The organism is Lacinutrix sp. WUR7, assembly GCF_016864015.1.
Lineage (GTDB): Bacteria > Bacteroidota > Bacteroidia > Flavobacteriales > Flavobacteriaceae > Oceanihabitans.
Genome location: NZ_CP045067.1, coordinates 728857 through 753609 on the forward strand (window position 1 = coordinate 728857; position 24753 = coordinate 753609).

The following is a 24753-nucleotide window of genomic DNA, read 5'->3' on the forward strand; positions in this document are numbered from 1 at the left end:
AACATATACAAAACCTTTGGCAACAATTATGAAAAACAAAATTACAATCATAATACTTCTTCTATTTACGATACATAGTTTTGGGCAAAACCGTATGTATGTATCAGCAGAAAGCGGGTTAAATGTAAGAGACAAACCTTCTTTGGAATCTAATAAAACTTATCATCTTCCTAATAATACTATGGTTATGATTTCAAAAAGAACTGGAATCAAAATGACTATAATTGATAAAGGGGAAAAAATTATTGGAGAATGGATAAAAATAAGAAGTTTTGACAACAACCAAAATCAAGGTTATGTTTTTGGAGGTTTTTTAACAACAGAACAACCTGACATATGGTATTCTGGAAAGGAAGCATATTACAAAACTTACGACTATGATAATCAACAAGAAGGAACATTTGAGTCTAATAGCGGTTCTGAAAAATATTTGAATAAAAACTTACCAATTATTCAACCAAATATAGAGATATTAAACGCTAAGGAGTTTCCTTACTTTTTAAATCCACAAAATAGAGAAATTGTACTTTTCGAAAATCACAAACTGAATGATTTAAAGCCAGTTGGGATACTAAAGAATTTAACTCAAGTTAGAATTGATTCTACTTTTTATAAACTCAAATTTAAAGATTTAACAAATTGTGTTTGGAATAGGATCAATATCAATGGGGAATATTACTATACCGATATAGATATTCACGACTTTTCTATGTCGAGAGAATTAGTAAATCTAAATCAGAAAGTTGAAATCGTTGGTCAATATGATGGTTATGACGGAGCATATCATTTAGGATATCCAGAATATTTTTTTTTGATTTTTACTGACAATAATAACAAAGTAATCCACAAAACGAAAGTTCTTGAATTCTATCTAAATAATGAATTTGCAATGGATGAAGATATATTAAAATTAAACTGGAATGAAAAAAATAATTCCTATGAAATCACATTAATTGGACATCAAGAAAAAATAAGAATTAAATGGAATGGTAAAACATCGGAAATAAAAAAACTTTAGGCAACAACGCACATAATCCATTGCTAGTCCTAGCCTACTTACGAAAACCCTCACGGACTTTCTATCTGTAATTTATTTACTAACTTTAGTAACAAAACCATACATCACTAGCACAAATTACCAACAAAATCAGATATTAGACAGAAATGTCGTAAAAATGTCGCAATTAAACCGTTATCAACTATACCCTTTCAGACTTAGATTTGTGAGACATTTTTAAAAGATAAACTATGAATGAAATAGGTAAGAAAGTCAAAGAAGCACGAAAGATGAAAGGTCTTTCTCAAGAAGAATTGGCAGATTTAGCAAAAATTAATCTGAGAACTATTCAAAGAATTGAAACCAATCAAAATGAACCTCGAGGAAAAACACTCCATCTAATTTGCGAAGTATTAGAAATAAACGCCGAGGATATTCTGGATTATGGAAAAACGAATGATAACAATTTTTTGATCTATTTTCATCTTTCCGTTCTCACTTTTTTATTTATTCCTATTGGTAACATTATATTACCATTGATTTTATGGTTAACCAAAAAAGATAAAATTATTGGATTAAAAAATATTGGCGCGAACGTTTTAAACTTTCAAATTATTTGGACTTTCGTAACATCTACAATAGTTATTGGATACGCATTTTTGAAAATAATGCATTATGAAACATTTAGTTCCTTAGGTTATATTATTATTGGTTTATACCTTTTAAATATAATTATACCAATCATATCGGTAATCAAAATAAGAAAGAACAACTTTCAGAAAACCTATCCATCGTTAATTCAAATCATAAAATAATATTTGATAAATGAAAAATAAAATATTTATCCACACTAGTTTTATAGGCTCATTAATATTCTCAATAATTGGTACCGTTTTAAAATTAGACAACCATTCAATTTTCGCTAATTCTTTTTTAATAATAGGAGTGATTTTAACTTTTATATTTTTAACCCTTGGAGTCCTGGAGATAAACAAATCCAAAAAACTAAGTACAAAACAAAAAACATTATGGACAATAGGTTTAATTGCTTTTTTAAATATTGGTTCGATAATCTATTATTTTATAGGAAGAAAACGAGTTTAACATCAGATACAAACTACGTGTGTATTTTGTACTTGGTTCTCGCCTACTCCCGAAAATCCTAGTAAACTTTCTACTTGCCTGCCAACAGGAAAGTTCGGTTTTAATTTGCTAAATTAGATGCTTAAACAAAAACAGAGGCGAAAATGACACCTCTTATTCTAAATTGAATAAAAGCGATTGCAATCCCAATATTCAAACCAAAACCCCAAAATGCTAATAGACAAAATTCTTGATCAGATTTATGTACTTCCGGAGACTTCCAAACAGGTTTTAAAAAGCCACATTAGTGAAGTAAAGTTTCCAAAAGGACATGTTTTATTTAAAGCAAATAAAGTGGAGTCCAGCATTTATTTTATCAAAAAAGGAATAGCAAGAGCCTATGCATATTCCGAGGATAATGAAATTACTTTCTGGTTTGGTAAAGAAGGTGATCCTATTGTTTCGATGCAAAGTTATGTCAATACTAAAAAAGGATATGAAGATGTAGCATTATTGGAAGATTGCGAACTCTACGAATTAATAACAGAAAAACTTCAAAAGCTCTTTTTAGAAGATATTCACATGGCCAATTGGGGAAGAAAATTTGCAGAATTTGAACTTATTAAATCCGAAGAACGACTTATCGCTTTACAATTTAATACTGCAACCGATAGATATATAGCACTTCTTAAAAATCATCCTAGCATTATTCAACGTGTGCAACTAAAGCACATTGCTTCCTATTTAGGTATTACCCAAGTTAGTTTAAGTAGAATTAGAGCGGAAATACAATAAGATTTCTTTTTTATCATTTGTTAAATGGTTTCTCCCTAATCTTTAAGAATTTTGCCTTGTTGCATTATTCTTCCTTTGAAGCTGAAAAATTCTTTTCACTTTTCAAGAAATGGGAATAATCTAAAAAAATAATTTTAAAATATAATAGATATGTCATAGATTACAAAAATTAAAACGCCGCTTTTCTTATCCTTATTTATGGTGCTGCTTATGAGCTGTAATACCAAAAACAAATCAGATAATTCTATTGCAAAAGCAGATGAAAAAGTAGCAGAACAAACGGAAGCCAAAGCATTAAAAAAAATATTATTTGTAGTTACCAGTCATAGTGAAAAAGGAAATACAGGAAATAAAACGGGATATTATCTAGGAGAAGTTTCGCATCCTTGGGATGTATTACACACTGCTGGCTATGAAATAGATTTTGTGAGTCCGAAAGGTGGAAAAGCTCCCGTAGACGCATTTGATATGACGGATGCCATTAATAAAAAATTTTGGGATAACGATGTGTATCGCAATAAAATTGAAAACACAAAAACACCGAAGGAGGTCAATCCGGAAGATTATATAGCCATTCATTATGCAGGTGGTCACGGAGCGATGTGGGATTTTGCAGATAACACCGCGCTTGCCGAGATTGCAAAGCAGATTTATGAAAACAATGGTGTTGTGAGTGCTGTATGTCATGGACCTGCTGGACTTGTAAATATTAAATTAAGTAATGGATCGTATTTAGTAGATGGCAAAAAAGTAAATGCCTTTACTAATGAGGAAGAGGTTAAAGTAAAACTAGAAGATGTAGTTCCTTTTTTACTAGAAGATACCTTGATTACTCGTGGTGCTATTTTTGAAAAATCTGCGCCTTTTACTAAACACGTGGTAACCGACCAAAGATTAATAACGGGTCAAAACCCACAATCTGCACATAGTGTTGGGGAGGCTACCTTAAAAGAACTACAAAGACTAACTAAAAGCACAAAATAGATGAACGGAGAAACAAACTTAGACACGCTTTTAAAATCCATGAAACCGAAACACAATATTGGTGAATATGTATTTTGCAAAACAGATAATTTGGAGCAAATAAATTGGAGCCAAGTTGTAATGACTTTTAAAGAGGAAGAAAGCACTACCATTATTGCTAAAAAGAAAGTTGCAGACCAACTAAATCTAGACTATTCGTTTATTGCTTCCTGGATTACACTTACCGCACATTCTTCTTTAAAGGCAGTAGGTTTAACAGCGGCTTTTGCTAGTGCTTTAACCAAAAAAAATATTAGTTGTAATGTAGTTGCTGCGTTTTACCACGACCATATTTTTGTCGATAAAAAAGACACCGAAAAAGCAATGGAAGTTTTAAATGCCTTTTCAAAATAGAGAACAAATGAATTGGATACTCCTAATTATTGCTGGTCTTTTTGAAGTCGCATTTGCTTTTTGTTTAGGAAAAACAAAAGATGCCACAGGAAATGAAATGTATTTATGGTATATCGGTTTTTTCATTTCGCTTTTCATTAGTATGGGACTTTTAATGAAGGCTACACAAAGTTTACCTATTGGAACTGCCTATGCCGTTTGGACAGGAATTGGAGCGGTCGGAACCGTTTTACTTGGTATTCTGGTGTTTAAAGAACCGGTGAATTTTCTTCGCATATTTTTTATTACCACTTTAATTTGTTCCATTATTGGACTGAAAGTAGTTTCGCATTAAAACATAAATAAACCCAATCCATATAATTTCACATCGAAAAAGTATGGATTAGGTTTGATTTTGTTTCCTTTTTAAAATAGTTCCGAAAGGTTAAAAACGCTATTAAAAGAAAATTTTAGCAATAAACATATCGACAACTTCGATAACAATAAGAATGATAATAATCCATTCTAATCGGCTACTTTCTTTATGATCCATGATATCTTTAAAGAGCTCTAAGTTTTCTTTAATAATTTCAATGCGGTCATGAATTAAACGATATCTATCTTTTAAATCGAAAGAAACTTTTAGTTCTTGATTTAGTTTATTGAGCTGTTCGTTTTCCCAAGTACTATCTGGCGAATCAAAAATGTACAGATTTTCTGAAATCCTATTTTTAATATTCAGCACCCTTCCTATAAAGCGTTTTAAGGTATTTCCTGAAATATCTAACTTCCCTTTATTTTCGAGATATTTGGTATGCTCATGGGTTTCAATAAGTAATTCTTCGGTAATATCTGCATAACGATCTAAGGCTACAGACTGTGAAGCATTTAGCATTACTAAACGAATCATTTCATCATTTAATTCTGGCAGAATCACTTTATTAAACTCAACTTTCAATGCATTTTCTTGTACTTCTATTTGAATATCTTCGGAAAGTTTTTCAGAAAAATAAGTAGTACAAAAAGGTTTTATTTCTTCTAACGCTACTTCTATTTCGGAAGCATTCATGTTAAAAAAACTAACCATTCCGTATTGAAAAATATAGATGAATTTGTTTTCGGAGCTTTTATAATACAGCTCGTCACTATCTTGAAACAGCAACTGCCATTGCAATTGCTGTTTACTAGCTTTTATGTGGATAGTGTGTGCTACTTGATAAGCAACAACTTTGTACATTATGAGATAAACATTTGTTTTGGGTCTTTAAAACTTTTAAATTCTAACATATAATCGTTGGGGTCTTTTACAAAAAAGGATAGATGTTCTCCAGGTTTATCTTTCAAGAAAGTGGCTTTTGTAACTACTTCTAAATTTTGTGTATTTAGTTTCGCATAAATACGCTCCCACGTTTCTATATCTACAATAACACCAAAGTGAAAAGATGGTAATATTTTACCTTCAAACACATAATTAGGGTTATTAAAGTGAAATTTTTCGGCTTTAATAAACGTTAATTGATGATGAAACAAATTAATATCTACCCAGTTTTTAGTCGTTCTTCCTAAGGAAGCACCAATGCTTTTTGTGTAAAAATCTTTCGTTTTTGTTACACTTAAACATGGTAATGACATGTGAAATGATGTTTCCATATACTTGATTTTAAATGTAATATTAAGTTACAAAATAAAATCATGTGATGTATATTTTTAATCTAAATCTTCGTCTGAAATTTCTGGATCTTGAACAGCTTCTGGATCACTTTCATCAAAATCCTCATAATCATCTTCATCATAATTCTCCATAGTAACTTCCAGTTTTGTACTGACTTTAACCAAATACTTGGTGTCTTCTGTTGTTACTTCAATTGCTTCAATTAGTTCATTTTTAGCATTTCTAAAAGACACTACTTGGTCATCATCATAACCATCAGGATATCTTTCTACTAATAAAGCTAAAATTTCTGGTGTTAGCTTTTTAAAATCTACAATTACTCGTTTTAGGTTGTCTCTTTTATTTGCCATTTAAAATCTATTTTCATTTCCGCGAAAGCGCAAATCTAATCCTATAATTAATGTTTGAAAGTTTAAATATATTATTTATTGTTATTAATTCTAATAACATCGTAAAAATCTTTTCTTCTATCTTTTAAATTTTTTACTGCTCCAAAAGAATGCAGTTCTTTTAACAAACTTAAATCTACATCTGCAACTAGAATCATTTCGGTATTGGTAGTCGCTTCTGCTTTGATACCATTACTAGGAAATGAAAAATCACAAGGTGTAAATACAGCGGATTGCGCGTATTGAATATCCATATTATTCACATTTGGCAAATTACCAACGCTACCAGAAATAGCCACATAACACTCGTTTTCTACAGCTCGAGCTTGTGCGCATAATCGTACACGAGAATAGCCATTTTGCGTGTCTGTTAAAAAAGGAATGAATAAAATATCCATACCTTCATCTGCTAACAAACGGGACAATTCTGGAAACTCGGAATCATAACAAATTAGAATCCCAATCTTACCAGCATCTGTTTCAAAGGTTTGTAATTTGTTTCCGCGTTGCATGCCCCAAACTTTCGCTTCGTCTGGAGTAACATGAATTTTCTCATAACGCTCTGCACTACCATCTCTTCGGCATAAATAACCCACATTATACAACTTATCACCTACTACTTCTGGCATACTACCCGTAATAATATTGATGTTATACGAAATAGAAAGCTGTTGCATTTTCTTTACAATGACTTCGGTAAATTTTGCCAACTCTCTAATAGCATCTGGCTCGTGCATGTGGTTGAACTCGGCCATTAAAGGCGCATTAAAAAACTCTGGAAACACAGCAAAATCAGAACGATACGCAGCAACACTATCTATAAAATATTCTACTTGTTGCATTAAATCTTCTAGCCCTTTATACGGACGCATTTGCCATTGAATCAAACCAAGTCTTACAATACTTTTTACAGAACTTGCCTTTTTGTTTGGTTTGGTATAATAGATATTATCCCATTCCATCAAAACGGCATATTCGTTGGAAGCTGTATCACCTTCTAAATATCCTTTTAATACACGAACTGGATGAAAGTCGTTAGAAATTTGAAAGTTTAACACAGGATCATGAATTTCTTTACGCTTTACTTTTTCAATGTATTGCTTCGGAGTTAAATCGGTATGCTTATGAAAGTTTGGCATTCTTCCTCCAAAAACAATTCCTTTTAGGTTTAAGTTTTCGCAAACCTCTTTTCTATAATCGTACAATCTTCTACCTAAACGTAAACCTCTGTATTGTGGTTTTATAAACACATCGATACCATAAAGCACATCGCCATTCGGATCGTGATTTTTAAAAGATTTTCCACCAATAATATCTTCATACGTATGTTCATCATCAATAGAATCATAATCGACAATGAGAGACAATGCACAACCTGCAATGTCTCCATCTATCTTAATTACTACCTGACCTTCTGGAAACATAGAGGTTAATTCTTCTATATGGTGTTTTTTCCAGTACGAATTAAGCACACCGCCATACGATTCTAAAGTAGCTTCTTTTAGCTCTTCAAAATCATTAACCGTTAGGTACTTAAGCTCTATATTATCAATTTTATTTGTGTCCATTACTGATCTAAAAGATAAGCAAAAATTAACGGAGCAACGATAGTTGCATCACTTTCAATAATAAACTTAGGTGTATCTATGTCTAGTTTTCCCCAAGTAATTTTCTCATTTGGTACTGCTCCCGAATACGAACCATAACTTGTTGTAGAATCACTAATCTGGCAGAAATAACTCCAAAATGGTGTTTCTGGTCTTTCCATATCTTGGTACAGCATTGGTACTACACAAATAGGAAAATCACCAGCTATTCCTCCTCCAATTTGGAAGAAACCAATACCTTTTTGTGAATTATCTGTGTACCAATCTGCTAAAAACGTCATGTACTCAATACCAGATTTCATGGTGCTTGCTTTTAATTCTCCTTTAAGCACGTAGCTTGCAAAAATGTTCCCCATCGTACTGTCTTCCCATCCCGGACAAACAATTGGTAGATTTTTTTCTGCAGCAGCATACATCCAAGAGTCTTTTAAATCAATCTCGTAATATTGCTCTAATACTCCTGATAGCAACATTTTATACATGTATTCATGTGGTAAATAACGTTCACCATTAGCTTCTGCATCTTTCCAAATCTTTACAATATGTTCTTGTAAACGTCTAAATGCTTCTTCTTCTGGAATACACGTATCTGTAACTCTATTTAATCCTTTTTCTAATAAATCCCACTCATCTTGTGGTGTTAAATCCCGATAGTTAGGCACACGTTTGTAGTGTGAATGTGCTACTAGATTCATGATATCTTCTTCTAAATTTGCTCCTGTACAAGAAATGATTTGTACTTTATCTTGACGAATCATTTCTGCAAAACTTTTACCAAGTTCTGCGGTACTCATTGCACCTGCAAGAGATACTAACATTTTTGCACCACTGTCTAATTGTGCTTCATACCCTTTTGCTGCATCTACTAAAGCTGCTGCATTAAAGTGTAAATAGTGTTTTTCTATAAACTGTGAAATTGGTCCTTTAGTACGCATCTTCGTCTTGAAATTTAGTATTGTTATTTTTATTTACTTTCTCATCGTCAAAAGAGTTGTCATACACCTCTTCTGCTTCTTCATTTTGAAACTTATAGCTTAACATTTTATAGTATAGTTTTGCTGCAAGAAAATCGGAAGATTTATCTATTTTATTAGGGCAAAGTTCTACGATATCAAAACCTACAACGTTTTTCTCTTCAAAAACTTGTTTTAAAAACTCCATAGTTTCATACCATAACAAACCTCCTGGTTCTGGTGTTCCAGTACTTGGCATGATAGAAGGATCAAAAACATCCAAATCTATAGTGATAAAAACGTTTTCTGTCATTTGATCAATAGCAGCATCTACCCAAGTATCATCTACAGCCATTTCATGAGCGAAATACGTTTTATCTGCATCCATAACTGTTTTTTCCATCACGTCCATAGAGCGAATACCTACTTGAATTAGGTTGGTATTTTGACTAGCTTCGTACATAGCACAAGCATGGTTACACGTAGAACCTTCATACGATTTACGCAAATCTGCATGTGCATCTAATTGTAAAACAGTTAGGCTTGGAAACATTTCGTTAAAAGCACGAACCGTACCAATAGATACAGAATGTTCACCACCAAAGATGGTTACGAATTTGTTTCTTTTAATGTACTTTTTTGTTACTTGATGTACCGCTTCTACCATAGCTTCTGGAGAACTATTTTCTGTTACAGCATCTACTAAATGTACCCCTTGATGGTATACTTCAGTACCTGTTTCAATATCATAAAGTTCCATATTAGCAGAAGCATCTAAAAATGCTTCCGGACCTTTATCTGCTCCTTTTTGCCATGTACTTGTACCATCATAAGGCACAGGAATTAGTACAATTTTCGCTTTGTCTAATTTTGCTAATTCTTCTGGAATACCAGCATAAGTTTTAGTTTCCATAACCTAAAATTTTAAGTAAGTCTTCACTTTTTTGTTGTTCGCTAAATACAGTGGTAATAAGATTTCCTTCTGTATCTTTATTAATTAATAAATGTTTTGGAGTTGGTATTAAACAGTGTTGTAAGCCACCAAATCCTCCAATAGTTTCTTGGTATGCTCCTGTATTAAAAAAGCCAATATATAATGGTTTATCTTTATTATATTTTGGTAAATAAATGGCATTCATATGTTGCTCACTATTGTAATAATCATCACTATCACAAGTTAGTCCGCCAAGCAAAACACGCTCATAACTTTGGTCCCAACGGTTAAGTGGTAACATCACAAAGCGTTTGTTAATTGCCCAAGTATCTGGTAATGTGGTAATGAAAGAGGAGTTAATCATGTTCCATTTTTCACGATCATTTTGCTGTTTTTGATACAGTATTTCATAAATCGCTCCACCACTTTCCCCAACGGTAAAGCTTCCAAATTCTGTAAAAATATTTGGTACAGCTACACCTTCTTCTTCGCAAGTTATTTTAATTTGATTTACAATTTCGTCTACTAAATAAGCGTAATCAAAATCATAAGCCAAGGAGTTTTTAATAGGAAATCCTCCACCTATATTTAAACTATCTAAAGTTGGACAAATCTTTTTTAAGCTAGTATATACTTTTAAGCATTTTTGCAGTTCGTTCCAGTAATACGCATTATCTCTAATTCCTGTATTAATGAAGAAGTGTAACATTTTAAGGCTCACTTTCTTGTTCTCTGCAATTTGATTTTTATAAAAAGGTACAATATTTTTATAACCAATACCTAAACGAGAGGTATAGAATTCAAACTTTGGTTCCTCTTCGGAAGCAATACGAATTCCCACATTAAATTTACCGTCTATTTCTTGAGAAAGTAAATCTATCTCCTCATAGTTATCGATAATAGGAATCGCGTTTTTATGTCCGTTATTTATAAGTCTAGCAATATTTGTAACGTATTGTGCACGTTTAAACCCGTTGCTAATTACATAGGTATCATTTGTTATTTTTCCTTCTTTTTTAAGGTTTTCTACAATATCAATATCAAAAGCCGAAGAGGTTTCAATATGAATATCATTCTTTAGCGCTTCGTGTAACACGTGTTTAAAATGAGAACTTTTAGTGCAATAGCAATAGTTGTAATTCCCTTTATAATCATGTTTTTTAATAGCATCTGCAAACCATTGTTTTGCACGTTGAATATTGTTAGATATTTGCGGTAAATAGGTGAATTTTAAAGGCGCTCCATGTTCTTCCACCAATTTCATTAGGTCGATATCGTGAAAGCGTAATTTATTTTCTTCCAGTTTAAATTCTTCTTGAGGAAAATCGAAAGTTTGATCGATTAGATCAATATATTTTGTATTCATTATTTTTAAAGATAAATGTAAAAGTTATAGGTTAACATGACGTTAAGCTAGTAAAAATTAAATATTAAATGACCATTAAAAGGCACTTAAAGGTATAAAGACTTACACATTAAAAATAATCAAACTTGAATTTTTAGCTCTGTAGTAGGCACAAAACCGTACTGATGCTGGCTAGCACTAATAGAAGAATACTCGGAAGTTAGCTTTAAAATTCGGTCGCTTAATCTGTAAGCTGCTTTTGAATATGACTTCCTAATTTCCAAAAGCCCGAACATAGAAACAGTGTTCACTTTGTTCAGCTAAATGCAATACAAATGAAATACTTTTTTTTGAATTGCAACACTTTTTTGAAAAATTTTTTTATTTTTTTTTGAAGCGGTTTTGCGCCCTTTCCGTTACTTGATTTTGAAAGATAAAAAGGCTAACTTCGTTAACATACAAAATCGTTAACGAAACACGATAGCTCACCAATTAATCCATTTTTTTATCCATTCTAATAAAATTATAAACCCCTTTACCTTCGGCGATTAATATTTCATTTTGAAAGGCTTTCATTTTAGTAACTAGTATTCTATTTCCTAGTCTTACAATCTTTCCTTCTACAATAACCGTTTCTGCTTTAGCTCCTTTAAGATAATCTACTCGTAAATCGATGGTCGCTAATTTATCTTCTAATGATGTGAAATGCACACCGCCAAGAAGGCCTCCAACAGAATCCATAACGGTAGCTATAATCCCTCCGTGCCATCTATTGTTTCTAAAATCACCAACCAGTTCTTTTTTAAAAGGCACGCTAACCTTAGCATAGTTTTTTTCGAGTACTTCTATTTTAATACCTATAAACTTATGCAATGGAATAGTCTCTTCAAATGTTTTCTTTATGAAAGCTATATTTTCTTCTGTCATGTTCTAGTGATTTAGTTTTCTATAAACTTAATGGATTCTTTATTAATCTTCAAATTTGTTTGTATATCTTCAGATAATAGCAAAAAAAAATGCTTCTAGATTAGAAGCATTTTTTTTATAATAGGTTTTTAGTAATAGTATTATATACTACAACATCTTTAAAGTATTCAATTCTTGTTCTGTTAAATGTTTCCAGTGACCACGAGGAAGATCTTTTTTGGTAAGGTGCCCTATTGCAACACAATCTACAGCTACAATCTCGTATTTTAAACTATCAAAAATAGCACGAAGTACTGTATTTCCTGTGTTCTTAATTTTAAGACCAATTTCTTTTTTAGAAGCGCCATCGATATAACTAATTTCTTCTACAGTTATTAATTTTCCTTCTATTCTAAAACCTTCTCTAATCTTTTTAAGATCTTCTATCTTCAGGTTTTTATCTAATTCTATTTGGAATAAACGAGGTACACCATTTTTAGAATTGGTGAATTTTTTAGCAACCAAATCATCATTGGTAAATAATAATAACCCTTTACTATTTCTACCTAATCTACCAATTGGTTTAATACGTGAATTGGTTGCATTAGCAACTAAATCCATAACCGTACGTCCTTTACCTTCACTTGTAGTGGTTGCAAAACCTTTTGGTTTGTTTAGTAGAACGTATGCTTTTTTCTCTGGATTTATTCTAGATCCATCAAAACGAACCTCATCTTCTAACTTTACTTTATACCCCATTTCTGTAACGACCTTTCCGTTTACAGAAACTAAACCTGTTGCAATATGCATATCTGCATCTCTACGAGAACAAATACCAGAATTTGCGATGTATTTATTTAAACGCATTTGATCTGGATCTGATGCTTTTTGTGGCTTTTGTACTTTTTGTGGCTTTTGCGTTTTATTTACTGCCGCTTTCTTTTTTACTGGAGCATTTCCTCTTTCATTGCTTTGGCTACGCGTATTACTATTCCCACGTCCGGAAAGCTTCCCTTTGCTTTTACTATCTCTTGGCTTACTCATTGCTCTTTAATGTATTATTTCTTTTAAAGCTGCAAAGATATAGTATATATTATGATTTACGATTGCGGATTTACGATTTTTGATGCTTCCGATTTCTTGCGTTAGCGATTGCAACGGCATCCTTTTTTGAGATTATGGAAATCTAAATATATTTAGATGGAAGATAACTAATCAAAACTTATAGAAAAAAGACCTGCCTGCCGGCAGGCAGGTATAGTGAAAAGCGCGTTGCTACGTAGCTTTAGCGAAATAACAAACGCCATAATTTATAGTAAAACGAGTTTGTTTAAAAGCAAATCTACATCTATTAGTAAAATGCTAAATACACCGGATACTATGATAAATTTTAAAATATTATGAAGTATTAAAAATTGTGTTTTAGAAGTAGATTTCCAGAGTAGCATTAAAAACACAATGAGTAACGCTATGCTTAGGTAAAAGAAATAATCCATCTTACCAATGTGATACTTGTTTATTAATAAATAAGCAGGAACAAGTGTTAATGCACTTAAAATAGTAAGCATTACTTTGGATGCTTTTACGCCGTAAATAATTGGTATGGTTTTATAATTAAGTGCTAAATCTCCTTTTATATTTTCTAAATCTTTTACTAATTCTCGCATAGAAACAATTAAAAACAGAAATGCTGCATGTACAAAAATGACATGTTCAAAATTTTTATAGTACATAAAAATGGCAAAAAACGGTGTGATAGTCAGTATTGCAGAAGTCAGATTACCAATAATAGGTAGCTTTTTAAGTTTATGAGAATAAAACCAAATAGCGAAAATATACAATGAAAAGAACACTACTGCTTTAAACGAAACGGCACTTGCCATGATTACCGCAAGAAAGTTAAGCACAAAATATAAAGACAATTTGGTGTTTTGACTCACCAATTTATCTAACATTGATTTTTGCGGTCTGTTTATTAGATCTTTTTCTGAATCGTAAAAATTATTAATAATATAACCTCCTGCTATGGTTGCTGCAGAAGCTAGAACGAGCATGAGTAAGTTTACATCTAAAACTACCTCTCTTAAAGGTTTATCATGTGCTAAAATATAAATAGATGTTACGTATTGTGCGAGTACAACAATTAGAATATTGTAGCCTCTTACCACAGAAAACATGCTAAAGAATTTTAAAAGTATGTGTTTTTGTTTTCTGGAAAGCATAGCGTTATTTTAAATGCTTTGTTAATTTTACAGGATGCTGTCTAGTATCAAATAAAGTTACAACTTCTATTTCTTGTTTTGCTTCGTGTATTCTATAATATATTGTTGTTTGTTTGGTTACAACGCACTTAAAAAGCCCTTTTGTAGTTTTAGACTCGTTACAACTTTGCGGATATATTGAAATTTGTTGCATTTTATTTTTTAACTTTTCAACAAATGCATCACGAACTTTTTTATTCCAATTTTCTAATAAGTATGTTGAAAGTTTAATTAATTTTTGTGCTGCAATTGGTGAAAAATAAACATTCATTAGGATATTTTTTTCAAAACATCGTCAAATGAAATACGCTCCCCTTTTTCTAATTGCTGTAAACCTAAAAGAATTTCTTCTTGTTCTAAAGTAGATAAATCATTCCAAAAATCATCTTTTTCTTGGTTTATAAATCTTGCTATTTTCTGAATGAAAGTATCATTCTCAATATTAAGAATCATTTTTACAAGTGCTATTTTTGATGCTTCAGAATTCATACTTATTTCTACACGTTAAAAATTATACACCACTTCTAACTTATACTCTTTAAGCGATTGTTTTGCTTTTTCTAAATTCTCTGTAAATCCTAAAATATAACCACCACCACCAGAACCACAAAGTTTTAAGTAGTACTCGTTAGTTTCAATTCCTTTTTTCCAAAGTTCATGAAACTGATTTGGTATCATTGGTTTAAAGTTATTTAATACCACTTTAGATAATTGTTTCGTGTTCTTAAAAAGCGATTTTATATCTCCTTTTAAAAAATCGTCAACACAAGCATCTGTATGTTTTATAAATTGGTCTTTTAGCATACTTCGGAAGCCTTCATGCTTCATGTTTTCCATAAAAATGCTAACCATTGGTGCAGTTTCACCTATAATTCCGCTATCTAATAAAAACACTGCTCCTTTACCATTATTGGTTTGCGAAGGAATTCCTGTTGCTTCAATATTATCTTTAGAATGTATTAAAATTGGAATGCTTAAATAGCTATTTAAAGGATCTAATCCGGAAGATTTACCATGAAAAAACGATTCCATTTCAGAAAAAATAGCTTTTAACTTTAATAGTTTTTCACGTGTTAAATTTTCTAGTACTGTAATTTTATCTTGTGCATATTTATCATAAATAGCAGCTACTAATGCGCCAGAGCTACCAACACCATATCCTTGTGGGATAGAAGAATCAAAGTACATACCAGCATTGACATCTTTTTGTAATTGTTCTAAATTAAAAACAACAATCTCTTCCTCTATTTGTTTTAAATGCGAAACGAAGTTTTTCAAACTAGCGTTAGATTTCACAGCTTCGGTAGATGGATTTTCATCGGTTTTTAAAGCGCCATTATAAAAACTATAAGGAATAGATAATCCTTTAGAGTCTTTAATGATTCCGTATTCACCAAAGAGTAAAATTTTCGAGTAAAAAAGAGGTCCTTTCATAAAAAATAGTGTTCAGTATTTAGTCTCAGCTAGCAGAAGCCAAAAAAACTAAAGTTTTTTTGCTCCAAAACCAATCCTATCACAAATATAGTGACCATTTTGGCAATACGCAACTAATTCATTTTTAATAAATTCGATACAATCTGCAGCTTCCTTTTCTGGATATAATACATGTACGTTTGCTCCTGCATCCAAAGTAAAACTAATATGCAATCCTGTTTTCTTTCTAAACGCCCAAATCGCATTAATTATTTCAAGAGTATTTGGCTTCATTAAAATAAAATAAGGCATGCTTGTCATCATCATAGCGTGAAGTGTTAAGGCTTCACTTTCAATGATTTCTATAAACGTTTTTAAGTCTCCTGTTTTTAAAACGGCTATAAGTTTCGTCATATTTTCTTCCGCTTGCGTAAAACGTTGTTGTGCAAAAGGATGATTATGCATTAAGTTATGACCAACGGTACTGCTTACTTGCTTTTCACCTTTATCTACTAAAAGAATAGTATCGTGATATTTTTTAAAATTATCATGTACTTGGTATGGGTATTTTACAGCATAAAGATTCGAACTACCTTCTATGTCTGGATGCTTCCCCCAAACAATAAGATCGCCTTCTATACTTCTACAAGCACTTCCAGATCCTAATCTTGCTAAAAAAGAAGCTTTTTGATTGAAGTATTCTGGAGTAATTTCCGGATTCATTTCTTTTTCTATACTCATTAAACATAGTGCCAAAGCGCTCATTCCGGAAGCAGAAGATGCAATTCCTGAGCTATGCGGAAAGGTGTTTTCTGTTTCAATAGTAAAATGATAGTCTTTTAAAAAAGGTAGATATGCTTCAATACGTTTAAAAAAGGTTTCAATTTTTGGTTTAAAATCTTGGTTCTTTTTTCCTTCAAAAATCACATCAAAAGAGAAAGAATCATCATTTTCTTTTTTCGTAAAACTTAAAGTTGTTTTCGTTTTACAAGCATCTAGTGTAAAACTAATAGATGGATTTTCTGGTATTTGGTTTTCTTTTTTTCCCCAATATTTAACCAATGCAATATTGCTAGGAGAAGACCATGTAAATTGTCCTTTACTAGGTATTGTATTCTTTTTTGAAAATATAAACGAAGAGGCTTCCATTTTGTACAAATTAGTATGCAAATATAGTTTATTAGATAGCATGCAAGTATAGATTTTATTCTAAAAAAGTGAAAACATTATGTATTTCATCGTAAATACTTTTAAAAAAAGAAGTAGAAAACATATTTTTTGTAGATTGGAAAACCGAATGACTATTCAATCAATAATCTGTGTATAAAAAACAAAGAATCCTTATTACAATGCTAGAACTTGTAGTAAAACAAGGTGTAAATGCAACACCAATGTCCCAAGTAGCTAGGGAATCAAACGTTGCAATAGGCACCATTTATAATTACTTTAAAGACAAAGAAGATATTCTTTGTGAAATTTATAAAATGATTAGAAAAGATTTTGGTACTATTCTAATTCTAAAAGAAGAAAACCAAAATCCGGAAGAAGTATTTAAAAAATACTGGGTCGATTTATTTCATTATTATGTAAGCAATCCATATGCCTTTCATTTTTATGAACATATAGCTAAAGCTCCAATCATACCTATAGAATTAATTGAAGAAACAAAAATACATTATAGACCGCATGCAGCTTTTTTCTGGAAAGGCATCAAAGAAGGTTTCCTTAAAGACATGCATATCACATTATTAGTACAAATAGCTTACAGTAATGTTGTTGCTGCTGTGCATTTAAAATTAAATGGGGTTTTACCCATGATGGATTCCCAAATCGAGCAAGCGTCAAGTGCCTCTTGGGATGCTGTAAGAAAAATTGAGAAGTAATTCATGGATAAAAAACAACGTATTATATTAACCATGTTAGAGCTTGTTGTTAAACAAGGCTATCATGCCACACCTATGTCTCAAGTAGCTAAAGAAGCCAATGTCGCTGTAGGTACCATTTATCATTATTTTGAAACTAAAGAGAAAATTATTGAAGCTATATTTTTGATGGTTTACAAAGATTTAAGCGTCGTTCTCCTAACAAACATGAAGCCGGATGATACTTATAAAAAAAAGTTCACCACTAAGCTACATAACATGTACAACTATTTCACAAGTAATCCTTTAGCTTTTTATTTTATTGAATACGTTGGTGTCCCTCCAATTATCACTCCCGAAATGGTAAAAAAGACAGTACCATTCTATAAAAAAATAACAGACTTTTTTTTAGAAGGAATTACAGAGAAAAGAGTGAAAAACATGGACGAAACACTAATTATGAAATTATGCTACGGACTTATATCTTCTGTTGTAAAACTAAAAATTAAAGAAGAATTACCAATGGATCAAAAACAAATAGACCAGTCTATTGAAGCTTGTTGGGATGCTATAAAATATTCTGATAACAAATTATTTGCATAAGGATAACAACTTCACCATGGTGTTATAGTTTCTTGCTGTTGCTGCTGTTTTTAGTACACGCTCAAAATAATTAGCATTGAATTCTGATTTTCCGTAACCCGCTTCGTTATACAAATAAATACAGGCATTTGTAATTTTGAATTCTTCGGTTTTATATTCCTTTTTGGAAGCATCTTCTATCAACTCTTTACTTGGTGTGTCTTGCAATAATATAAAATAGCTTTTTATCTTTTTGACTTCATCAAAAGGAGAATTCTCAAAAACGGACTCTAATTCTTGTTTTGTTTTTACTAAAACAGGAACTTCAAATTGAAAATGAGACTGTATTGCTTTATGTATTTTATCCTCTATAACTCTTGTGTTTTCTTTGGAAGACTGCAAAACAATATTCCCACTTTGTATATAGGTTTGCACATTAAGTAAACCTGCTTTGGTTAACAACTCTCGCAATATTGCCATAGGCACTTTTTTGTGTCCTCCAACATTAATTCCTCGTAATAAAGCGACGTATGTTTTCATTTTTATTTAGAAATGTGCTGGGAAGCAATATACGCTCCTGTCCATGCATTTTGAAAATTAAAACCACCAGTAATAGCGTCTATATTAATGATTTCCCCTGCAAAATATAGATTTTTATGTAGTTTACTTTCAAAGGTTTTAAAGTTTATTTCTTTTAAATCAATTCCTCCTGCCGTTACAAATTCATCTTTAAAGGTACTTTTCCCATCTACATTAAAATGCGCTTTGGTTAATTGTGCAGCAAGTGCTTCTAATTGATTTTTATTTAAATCTGCCCAACGGGTTTCTTCCGTTATTTCGGAAGCCAAAACCAATTGCTGCCATAAACGCTTTGGTAAATCAAATTGTGGTGCTTTTAAAACTGATTTTTTAGCTAGATCTAATTTTAAACCTTTTAAAGCCTCTAAGCAATCTTCCAAAGCCATTTTAATAAAATTAATTTCAATAGTAAACTTATAATCTAATGCTGCAAGCTCTAAAGCACCAAAAGCAGAGAGTTTTAAAATAGAAGGCGCACTCATACCAACATGTGTAATTAGTAGTGGTCCTTCGGAAAACAACGAGGTACCAACTACCTGTATTTCTACATTTTGAGCAACTACTCCAGGAATATCTTTGATGCGTTTATCGTTAATATTAAAGGTAAACAACGAAGGTACTGGTTGCATCACTTTATGATCTAGCGTTTCTAAAAGTTTCCACATTTTAGGACTACTCCCTGTGGCTACCAGTATTTTTTTTGCTGAAAATTCTTCCGATTGCGTGATAACAGTCCAAGCATCACCATCTTTTATAATCGATTTTACGGTTTGGCTATATAAAACTTCCACCAGATGTTTCTTCGTTTCGTTTAAAAAACAATCAATAATGGTTTGTGAGGTATTAGACTCTGGAAACATACGTCCGTCTTCTTCAATCTTTAATGCTACGCCGCGTTCTTCAAACCAAGCAATAGTATCACCAGTCATAAATTTATGAAAAGGGCCTAATAATTCTTTTTCACCTCTAGGGTAATTTAAAACCAATTCTTGAGGAATAAATTCGGCATGCGTGACATTACAGCGTCCGCCACCAGAAATTTTCACTTTCTGCAAACCTTCCTTTCCTTTTTCTAGAATGGCTATGGTTAATTCTGGGTTTTGAACGGCTATATTAATTGCTGCAAAAAAACCTGCCGCACCTCCACCAATAATAATTACATCTTTTTGTTTCATGTGTTTATTTCTATTGTTTTTCATAGGTCACATGTAGCATCCATTTAATCCTTATCTTTGATTATATGGTTTTAGTTATGGATGTTTCATAATCTTTTAAAAACCACGTAAATTTAACATTAATAAATGAAAAACTGCTTTGAATAAATTCCTTATCCTAATAATATTTTTATACGCAAGTTGTGGCTCCAAAGAATTTAAGAGTGCAATAGATCTGCCTTCCGATTTAAACGAAGTTTCTGGTACAGAAGTCGTTTCGAATTCGGATTTCATTTGGATGGTAAACGATAGTGGTAACAAACCAAAATTATTTGGACTTGATACAAAAGGGAAAATTAAAAAAGAATTAGAAATTGAAGCTAAAAACCATGACTGGGAAGATCTAGCAAGTGATCCGGAAGGAAATATCTATATTGGCGATTTTGGAAACAACGAAAGTAAACGCAAAAACTTAGCTATATTAAAAGTAAATGCTTCTAATTTACAAAGCGATGCTTCGGTAGAAATAGAGCGTATTTCTTTTAAATATCCAGATCAAGAAAAATTTCCGCCAAAAAAGAATAAAAGATATTTTGATTGCGAAGCTTTTTTCTATCACAACAACAGCTTTTATTTATTTACCAAAAGTCGCGTAAAGGACGATTTCGGAAAAACGAGTGTATATAAAATCCCTGCAAACCCTGGAATGCATGAAGCTGAACTTTTAGGAACGTATTCTAATTGCTCCGATTTACGTTGCTGGATAACAGCAGCAGATATTAGTCCCGATGGCACAAAAATGGTTTTATTAAATCAGAAATCGGTTTTACTTTTTACAAACTTTAAAGGGAATGATTTCTTTAATGGTACTATAAAAGAATTTCCTTTTAGTTATGAATCACAAAAAGAAGGCATTTCTTTTAAAGACAATAACACCGTTTATATTACCGATGAAAAAGCACATGGCGCTGGAGGAAATTTATATGAATTTTCTTTAAATTAATACGGTAAGCATTTGTATAATTTTCGACTAAAATAACCGTTTACTAAACATTAATTAAAGTTTAGTATTTTTACTCAAAATCACCTCTTTTTATGGACCATCTTATTGCTGAAGTAGAGAAACATGTTGTTAGCCTTTTAAACACAGATTTAGACCATGCTTTTGTTTATCATAATTTGACGCATACGCAAAACGTTGTCAAAAAAGCAACAGAATTAGCGGACTTAGCGAATATAGATCCTGCCCAAAAAAAACTATTAATAATTAGTGCTTGGTTTCATGATGTTGGTTTTACTAAAAGTATCGAAGACCACGAAAAACATAGTGCAGCTATAGCAACCGCTTTTTTAAAAGAACAGCATTGTACTCCTGAAGATATTAAGGTTGTAAACGATTTAATTCTAGCAACTAAAATGGATTATGCACCAAAAACACAGCTAGAAGAGTTTATTCGCGATGCGGATTGTGCACATGTTGGAAGTAAGAATTTTAGTGATGTTACGCTACTTTTAAAAAAGGAGCTAGAATTAATATCTAATAAAAAGGTAACCAATGCAGAATGGCTAGAGGAAAACATAAATTTTCTAACTAAAAAGCATAAATTTAATAGTGATTTAGCAGTTTCCCTTTGGGAAAAAAGAAAGAGTAAAAACCTTGCCAAACTACTTAAAGAACAGAGCAAATTAAAAACAAATACTGCGAAGTTAAAACAGAAAAAAGAAGAACTCCAATTTAAAAAAAATAAAATCGAAACTCCAGAACGTGGTATAGAAACCATGTTTAGAGTAACACTTAAAAATCACATTACTCTTAGTGATATTGCAGATACAAAAGCAAATATTTTACTATCTGTAAATGCGATTATAGTTTCTCTAGTATTAGCAAATCTTCTACCGAAACTAGATAATCCTTCAAACCAATACCTTATTTATCCTACCGTAATTTTTGTGTTATTTACAGTTACTTCCATGATTTTGTCTGTTATAGCAACTAGACCAAATGTAACCAGAGGAGAATTCACCAAAGAGGATGTTGCTAATAAAAAAGTAAACTTATTATTCTTTGGTAATTTTCATAAAATGAAATTAGATGAATTTGAATGGGCAATGGGTGAAATGATGAAAGACAAAGACTATTTGTATTCTGCCATGAAAAAAGATCTTTACTTTTTAGGTTTGGTTTTAAATAGAAAATACAAAATACTACGTGTTACGTACACCGTTTTTATGATTGGAATTATTTGTAGCGTTATTGCTTTTGCAATTGCTTTTCAAACTGCCGGAATTTAGCCTTAAGCCTTAATTTCTTTCATTAAATCATTGTAGGTATAAAAAGCTTTATCATCCTTGTTTTTATGATACAATACACTTACTCGCAAAGCCTTTAAACCAGTCACTGCTTGTAAGTCTTGTAATTCTAAAATCTCTACATCGGTATCTAAATAATGTTTAGATTGTAAAAATTGGATATATCGCAAATATTCTATTTCGTCTTGTTTCTGCGAGTACACAATGGTTATTTTTCCCTTTTGTGTAATACGTTCTGTGGTTCCCTTTATAAAAGCCTTATCGACACGCTTTTTTACAATTTCATATCTAGCATTATAAGTTCCATCTACATCAAACTGTTTTTCGTCCATTCTAAAACTTATAGATAATGGCTGATTAAAAACCAATATCATAGAAGCAACATCTAAAGCAACAGGTAAATCGTTTTTCATCTGATAATAGCTATTCTCCATTTCGCACATTACTTGTAATTGCCACAGACGTAAATTATATAAGTAAATTGGATTAAAGCTGTCTTCTTTAGTAATCGACTCACCAATATACATATTGTGTTCCACGCCATCTGTTTTAAAACGCTCATAATAATGCGGATACATTTTTTGTGCGGAAACCTGCTTTTTGTCTAACAATATGGCCATTTCTTTATTAATTATAGCAACGGTATCATCATATTGTTTTCTATGTTTATAAACGACTTTAACAGTATCATCTATATTTATATAATAGGATTCTATGGCTTCTTTTAATGCATTTACCGAAACAAGATGCGTTAATACAGGCTCTATATCATCATTAATAAAGGAGGTGATTTGCTGCTCGCTATCTACCTGAAAATGATCTTCAAGTCCCTTTAAATATTTATTTATCTGAAATATAAACTGGTCGTAAATTGGAAGACTCTCTGTTTCTAAAGCGCTTTCAATAATCGATTTAACAGCATTTAATTGCAATATTAAATCTTGTTGTGTTGCCCAATTTCTAGCTTCTGAAGATCCTTTAATATCAATCTGACCATATAATGGGTATATATTTTCGAAAGCAATTTTATTAAAATTTGGAACTTCACCTTCTAACTTTGCTCTTATAAATTTTTTAGCCTCTTTTACAAAACGCCAATTTACACTAGAATGAATAGATGTACATTCTTGCTGAATAATAGCTTCTATTAGATTTTCTTCTTCATTTTTAGAACGCTCTACAGCCGAAACGATAAAAGGCATAATATCGGTAAGCTTATTAGCATTTATACTATTCAGAATTTTTGGTTTTTCTGAAACAATCTCGAAAATCCCCATAACGCCATCCTTATTAGCAATAGGTGCAAAAATAGCACTTTGTATTCCTTGTTCATGAAGTACTTTTATATGTGGAATTTCCCCTTTTGTTTTTTCAAACATAAGAGGTACATTAGAAACAGAAAAATATTTCTTCTCTATTAAAAGTCTATTATAGGACCATTTACATAAGGTATCTGAACATTTAGAAGCAGCTATGTCGTTAAGTAAAAAACTATGCATACCTGATCCATAAACACGTTCGAAAGTTTTATCTTCTTTATTATACACAGAAAATCCTACACGTATATCTTTTAAACCTAATAAGGAACGAAAAATATCATGAAAGCCTTCCATAAAGCTTTCGTCTTTACGTTTGTTTTCACCAATTAAAGAAGATTTAATATTGGAAATAGATTGATCGTCTGTAACATCAAACATATTAGAAATTACAAAGCCTTTAAACGTATAACTATTTGGAGGGAATTTTGCTTTCCACTTCTCCATATTTTCAAAGTTATCTAATAACTCATCATAATCCTCTTGTGTAATTTTAGGCGCATTTTTATTGGGAATTATTTGCGTGAAATCTGCATTATATAAAATCTTATAATATCGCATAATACCTTTAGCATCCGGTATTTCGTAATAAAAAGGTCTTTTAAAATCTAAGGAATAACCGTAGTAGAAATTTAAAATTATAGTACAATAAAGAATATACCTATCGTCTTCAGGCATGTTCTTTATTTGCAATTCAAAATCTTCTCCTGCAGTTTTAACTATTGATTTAAAACGCTCTGAAGAATTAAAAATAACATCTTCAAAAGGTATGGAAGCCGTTTTAATTTCATTTCTGGTTAAAACAGGACTAAACGAATCTTGAAGAATAATTTGAATTTCGTTTTTATATTTATCTAGCAATTTATAATCGGTAAATCCTTCCCGAAGCACAGGATAAGGAGCTGCTACTTTTAAAACTCGCTTTGCTTGTTTTGCAATAAATGCATCAGAACTTGTTGCTAAATCCTCATAATGATCCAATAGCTTATTGAAGCTAATCTTTAAATGCATTGGTGATTCTGACTGGTTAATTGCTTCCATTTAAATTTACTTTATAGTATAAAAATACAAATATATTCTTTAGTCGTAGTAAGTCGGTAACCTTAACAGCTTATTAATCATTATTGAATTACATTTTAAATTTTCAAACTAAAAAGACGAATTAAACGCTGTTTTTTCTTTTTTAACTCTTAATTTTAATAAATTTACTGTGTATTAAGCTATTACATCAAACAAACA

28 protein-coding genes are annotated in these 24753 nt (G+C 31.4%); 11 read left to right on the forward strand and 17 right to left on the reverse strand.

Annotation, left to right across the window (positions count from 1 at the left end; translation table 11 throughout):
* Positions 1-28 precede the first annotated feature (28 nt).
* The 7 genes from FG167_RS03210 to FG167_RS03240 all read left to right on the forward strand — a co-directional run bounded on the left by FG167_RS03210 (position 29) and on the right by FG167_RS03240 (position 4586).
* On the forward strand, positions 29-1018 hold the full coding sequence (locus FG167_RS03210; protein ID WP_203460003.1) for an SH3 domain-containing protein: 990 nt from the start codon (positions 29-31) through the stop codon (positions 1016-1018).
* Between the two features lie 230 nt (positions 1019-1248).
* Complete coding sequence (locus FG167_RS03215) at positions 1249-1812, forward strand: helix-turn-helix domain-containing protein (protein WP_203460004.1); 564 nt, start codon at positions 1249-1251, stop codon at positions 1810-1812.
* Between the two features lie 10 nt (positions 1813-1822).
* Positions 1823-2101 (forward strand): hypothetical protein, encoded by a 279-nt coding sequence (locus FG167_RS03220; protein WP_203460005.1) that lies wholly within the window; start codon positions 1823-1825, stop codon positions 2099-2101.
* Between the two features lie 210 nt (positions 2102-2311).
* Positions 2312-2875, forward strand: coding sequence for a Crp/Fnr family transcriptional regulator (locus FG167_RS03225; protein ID WP_203460006.1), 564 nt, complete (start codon positions 2312-2314; stop codon positions 2873-2875).
* Between the two features lie 210 nt (positions 2876-3085).
* On the forward strand, positions 3086-3859 hold the full coding sequence (locus FG167_RS03230) for a type 1 glutamine amidotransferase domain-containing protein (protein WP_203460007.1): 774 nt from the start codon (positions 3086-3088) through the stop codon (positions 3857-3859).
* Entirely contained in the window at positions 3860-4252 is a 393-nt protein-coding gene (locus FG167_RS03235) for an ACT domain-containing protein (RefSeq protein ID WP_203460008.1), read from the forward strand.
* A gap of 7 nt (positions 4253-4259) precedes the next feature.
* Positions 4260-4586 (forward strand): multidrug efflux SMR transporter, encoded by a 327-nt coding sequence (locus FG167_RS03240; protein WP_203460009.1) that lies wholly within the window; start codon positions 4260-4262, stop codon positions 4584-4586.
* A gap of 102 nt (positions 4587-4688) precedes the next feature.
* Here the strand turns inward: FG167_RS03240 and FG167_RS03245 are convergent, their stop codons facing one another.
* From FG167_RS03245 to mvaD, 14 genes are all read right to left on the reverse strand, one after another.
* A complete protein-coding gene (locus FG167_RS03245; protein WP_203460010.1) occupies positions 4689-5468 on the reverse strand; it encodes an RMD1 family protein in 780 nt (259 codons plus the stop codon).
* Positions 5468-5881 (reverse strand): VOC family protein, encoded by a 414-nt coding sequence (locus FG167_RS03250; RefSeq protein ID WP_203460011.1) that lies wholly within the window; start codon positions 5879-5881, stop codon positions 5468-5470. Before FG167_RS03250 ends, FG167_RS03245 begins: the two co-directional genes overlap by 1 nt.
* Before the next feature lie 57 nt (positions 5882-5938).
* Positions 5939-6253 carry a hypothetical protein gene (locus FG167_RS03255; protein ID WP_055442629.1) on the reverse strand — a complete coding sequence of 105 codons (315 nt, stop codon included), beginning with the start codon at positions 6251-6253 and terminating at the stop codon, positions 5939-5941.
* A gap of 71 nt (positions 6254-6324) precedes the next feature.
* Positions 6325-7860, reverse strand: coding sequence for a bifunctional GNAT family N-acetyltransferase/carbon-nitrogen hydrolase family protein (locus tag FG167_RS03260; protein ID WP_203460012.1), 1536 nt, complete (start codon positions 7858-7860; stop codon positions 6325-6327).
* Positions 7860-8834: a deoxyhypusine synthase family protein gene (locus FG167_RS03265; RefSeq protein ID WP_203460013.1), complete on the reverse strand. Its 975-nt coding sequence runs from the start codon at positions 8832-8834 to the stop codon at positions 7860-7862. Before FG167_RS03265 ends, FG167_RS03260 begins: the two co-directional genes overlap by 1 nt.
* On the reverse strand, positions 8824-9765 hold the full coding sequence (gene speB, locus FG167_RS03270) for an agmatinase (protein WP_203460014.1): 942 nt from the start codon (positions 9763-9765) through the stop codon (positions 8824-8826). Before speB ends, FG167_RS03265 begins: the two co-directional genes overlap by 11 nt.
* Positions 9755-11152 (reverse strand): arginine decarboxylase, encoded by a 1398-nt coding sequence (locus tag FG167_RS03275; protein WP_203460015.1) that lies wholly within the window; start codon positions 11150-11152, stop codon positions 9755-9757. Before FG167_RS03275 ends, speB begins: the two co-directional genes overlap by 11 nt.
* A 471-nt stretch (positions 11153-11623) precedes the next feature.
* A complete protein-coding gene (locus FG167_RS03280) occupies positions 11624-12058 on the reverse strand; it encodes a hotdog fold thioesterase (protein ID WP_203460016.1) in 435 nt (144 codons plus the stop codon).
* 147 nt (positions 12059-12205) lie between these two features.
* On the reverse strand, positions 12206-13081 hold the full coding sequence (locus FG167_RS03285) for a pseudouridine synthase (protein ID WP_203460017.1): 876 nt from the start codon (positions 13079-13081) through the stop codon (positions 12206-12208).
* Between the two features lie 266 nt (positions 13082-13347).
* Entirely contained in the window at positions 13348-14259 is a 912-nt protein-coding gene (locus tag FG167_RS03290) for a geranylgeranylglycerol-phosphate geranylgeranyltransferase (RefSeq protein WP_203460018.1), read from the reverse strand.
* A 4-nt stretch (positions 14260-14263) separates the two neighbouring features.
* Positions 14264-14569: a type II toxin-antitoxin system RelE/ParE family toxin gene (locus FG167_RS03295; protein ID WP_203460019.1), complete on the reverse strand. Its 306-nt coding sequence runs from the start codon at positions 14567-14569 to the stop codon at positions 14264-14266.
* The gene (locus FG167_RS03300) at positions 14569-14787 is read right to left on the reverse strand and encodes a hypothetical protein (protein WP_203460020.1); all 219 of its coding nucleotides are present in this window, start codon (positions 14785-14787) and stop codon (positions 14569-14571) included. The genes FG167_RS03295 and FG167_RS03300 overlap by 1 nt, the downstream gene beginning before the upstream one ends.
* Positions 14788-14802: 15 nt before the next feature.
* Positions 14803-15732, reverse strand: a complete 930-nt coding sequence (locus FG167_RS03305; protein ID WP_203460021.1) for a mevalonate kinase — start codon at positions 15730-15732, stop codon at positions 14803-14805.
* A gap of 48 nt (positions 15733-15780) precedes the next feature.
* A complete protein-coding gene (gene mvaD, locus FG167_RS03310; protein WP_203461040.1) occupies positions 15781-16860 on the reverse strand; it encodes a diphosphomevalonate decarboxylase in 1080 nt (359 codons plus the stop codon).
* A 200-nt stretch (positions 16861-17060) separates the two neighbouring features.
* Between mvaD and FG167_RS03315 the strand changes: the two genes are divergently transcribed.
* Both FG167_RS03315 and FG167_RS03320 read left to right on the forward strand, forming a co-directional pair.
* Positions 17061-17594: a TetR/AcrR family transcriptional regulator gene (locus tag FG167_RS03315; RefSeq protein ID WP_203460022.1), complete on the forward strand. Its 534-nt coding sequence runs from the start codon at positions 17061-17063 to the stop codon at positions 17592-17594.
* A gap of 3 nt (positions 17595-17597) precedes the next feature.
* Entirely contained in the window at positions 17598-18176 is a 579-nt protein-coding gene (locus FG167_RS03320) for a TetR/AcrR family transcriptional regulator (protein ID WP_203460023.1), read from the forward strand.
* On the opposite strand, the gene FG167_RS03325 is transcribed toward FG167_RS03320, so the two are convergent.
* Positions 18165-18695, reverse strand: coding sequence for a DUF1697 domain-containing protein (locus FG167_RS03325; protein ID WP_203460024.1), 531 nt, complete (start codon positions 18693-18695; stop codon positions 18165-18167). The genes FG167_RS03320 and FG167_RS03325 overlap by 12 nt on opposite strands.
* Positions 18696-18697: 2 nt before the next feature.
* A complete protein-coding gene (locus tag FG167_RS03330) occupies positions 18698-19909 on the reverse strand; it encodes an NAD(P)/FAD-dependent oxidoreductase (RefSeq protein ID WP_203460025.1) in 1212 nt (403 codons plus the stop codon).
* A gap of 139 nt (positions 19910-20048) precedes the next feature.
* Here FG167_RS03330 and FG167_RS03335 point away from each other — a divergent pair, with 139 nt between their 5' ends.
* Positions 20049-20891: a hypothetical protein gene (locus FG167_RS03335; RefSeq protein WP_239004434.1), complete on the forward strand. Its 843-nt coding sequence runs from the start codon at positions 20049-20051 to the stop codon at positions 20889-20891.
* A gap of 92 nt (positions 20892-20983) precedes the next feature.
* Complete coding sequence (locus FG167_RS03340; protein ID WP_203460026.1) at positions 20984-22180, forward strand: Pycsar system effector family protein; 1197 nt, start codon at positions 20984-20986, stop codon at positions 22178-22180.
* A 2-nt stretch (positions 22181-22182) separates the two neighbouring features.
* On the opposite strand, the gene FG167_RS03345 is transcribed toward FG167_RS03340, so the two are convergent.
* The gene (locus FG167_RS03345) at positions 22183-24555 is read right to left on the reverse strand and encodes a GAF domain-containing protein (RefSeq protein ID WP_203460027.1); all 2373 of its coding nucleotides are present in this window, start codon (positions 24553-24555) and stop codon (positions 22183-22185) included.
* Between the last annotated feature and the right edge of the window lie 198 nt (positions 24556-24753).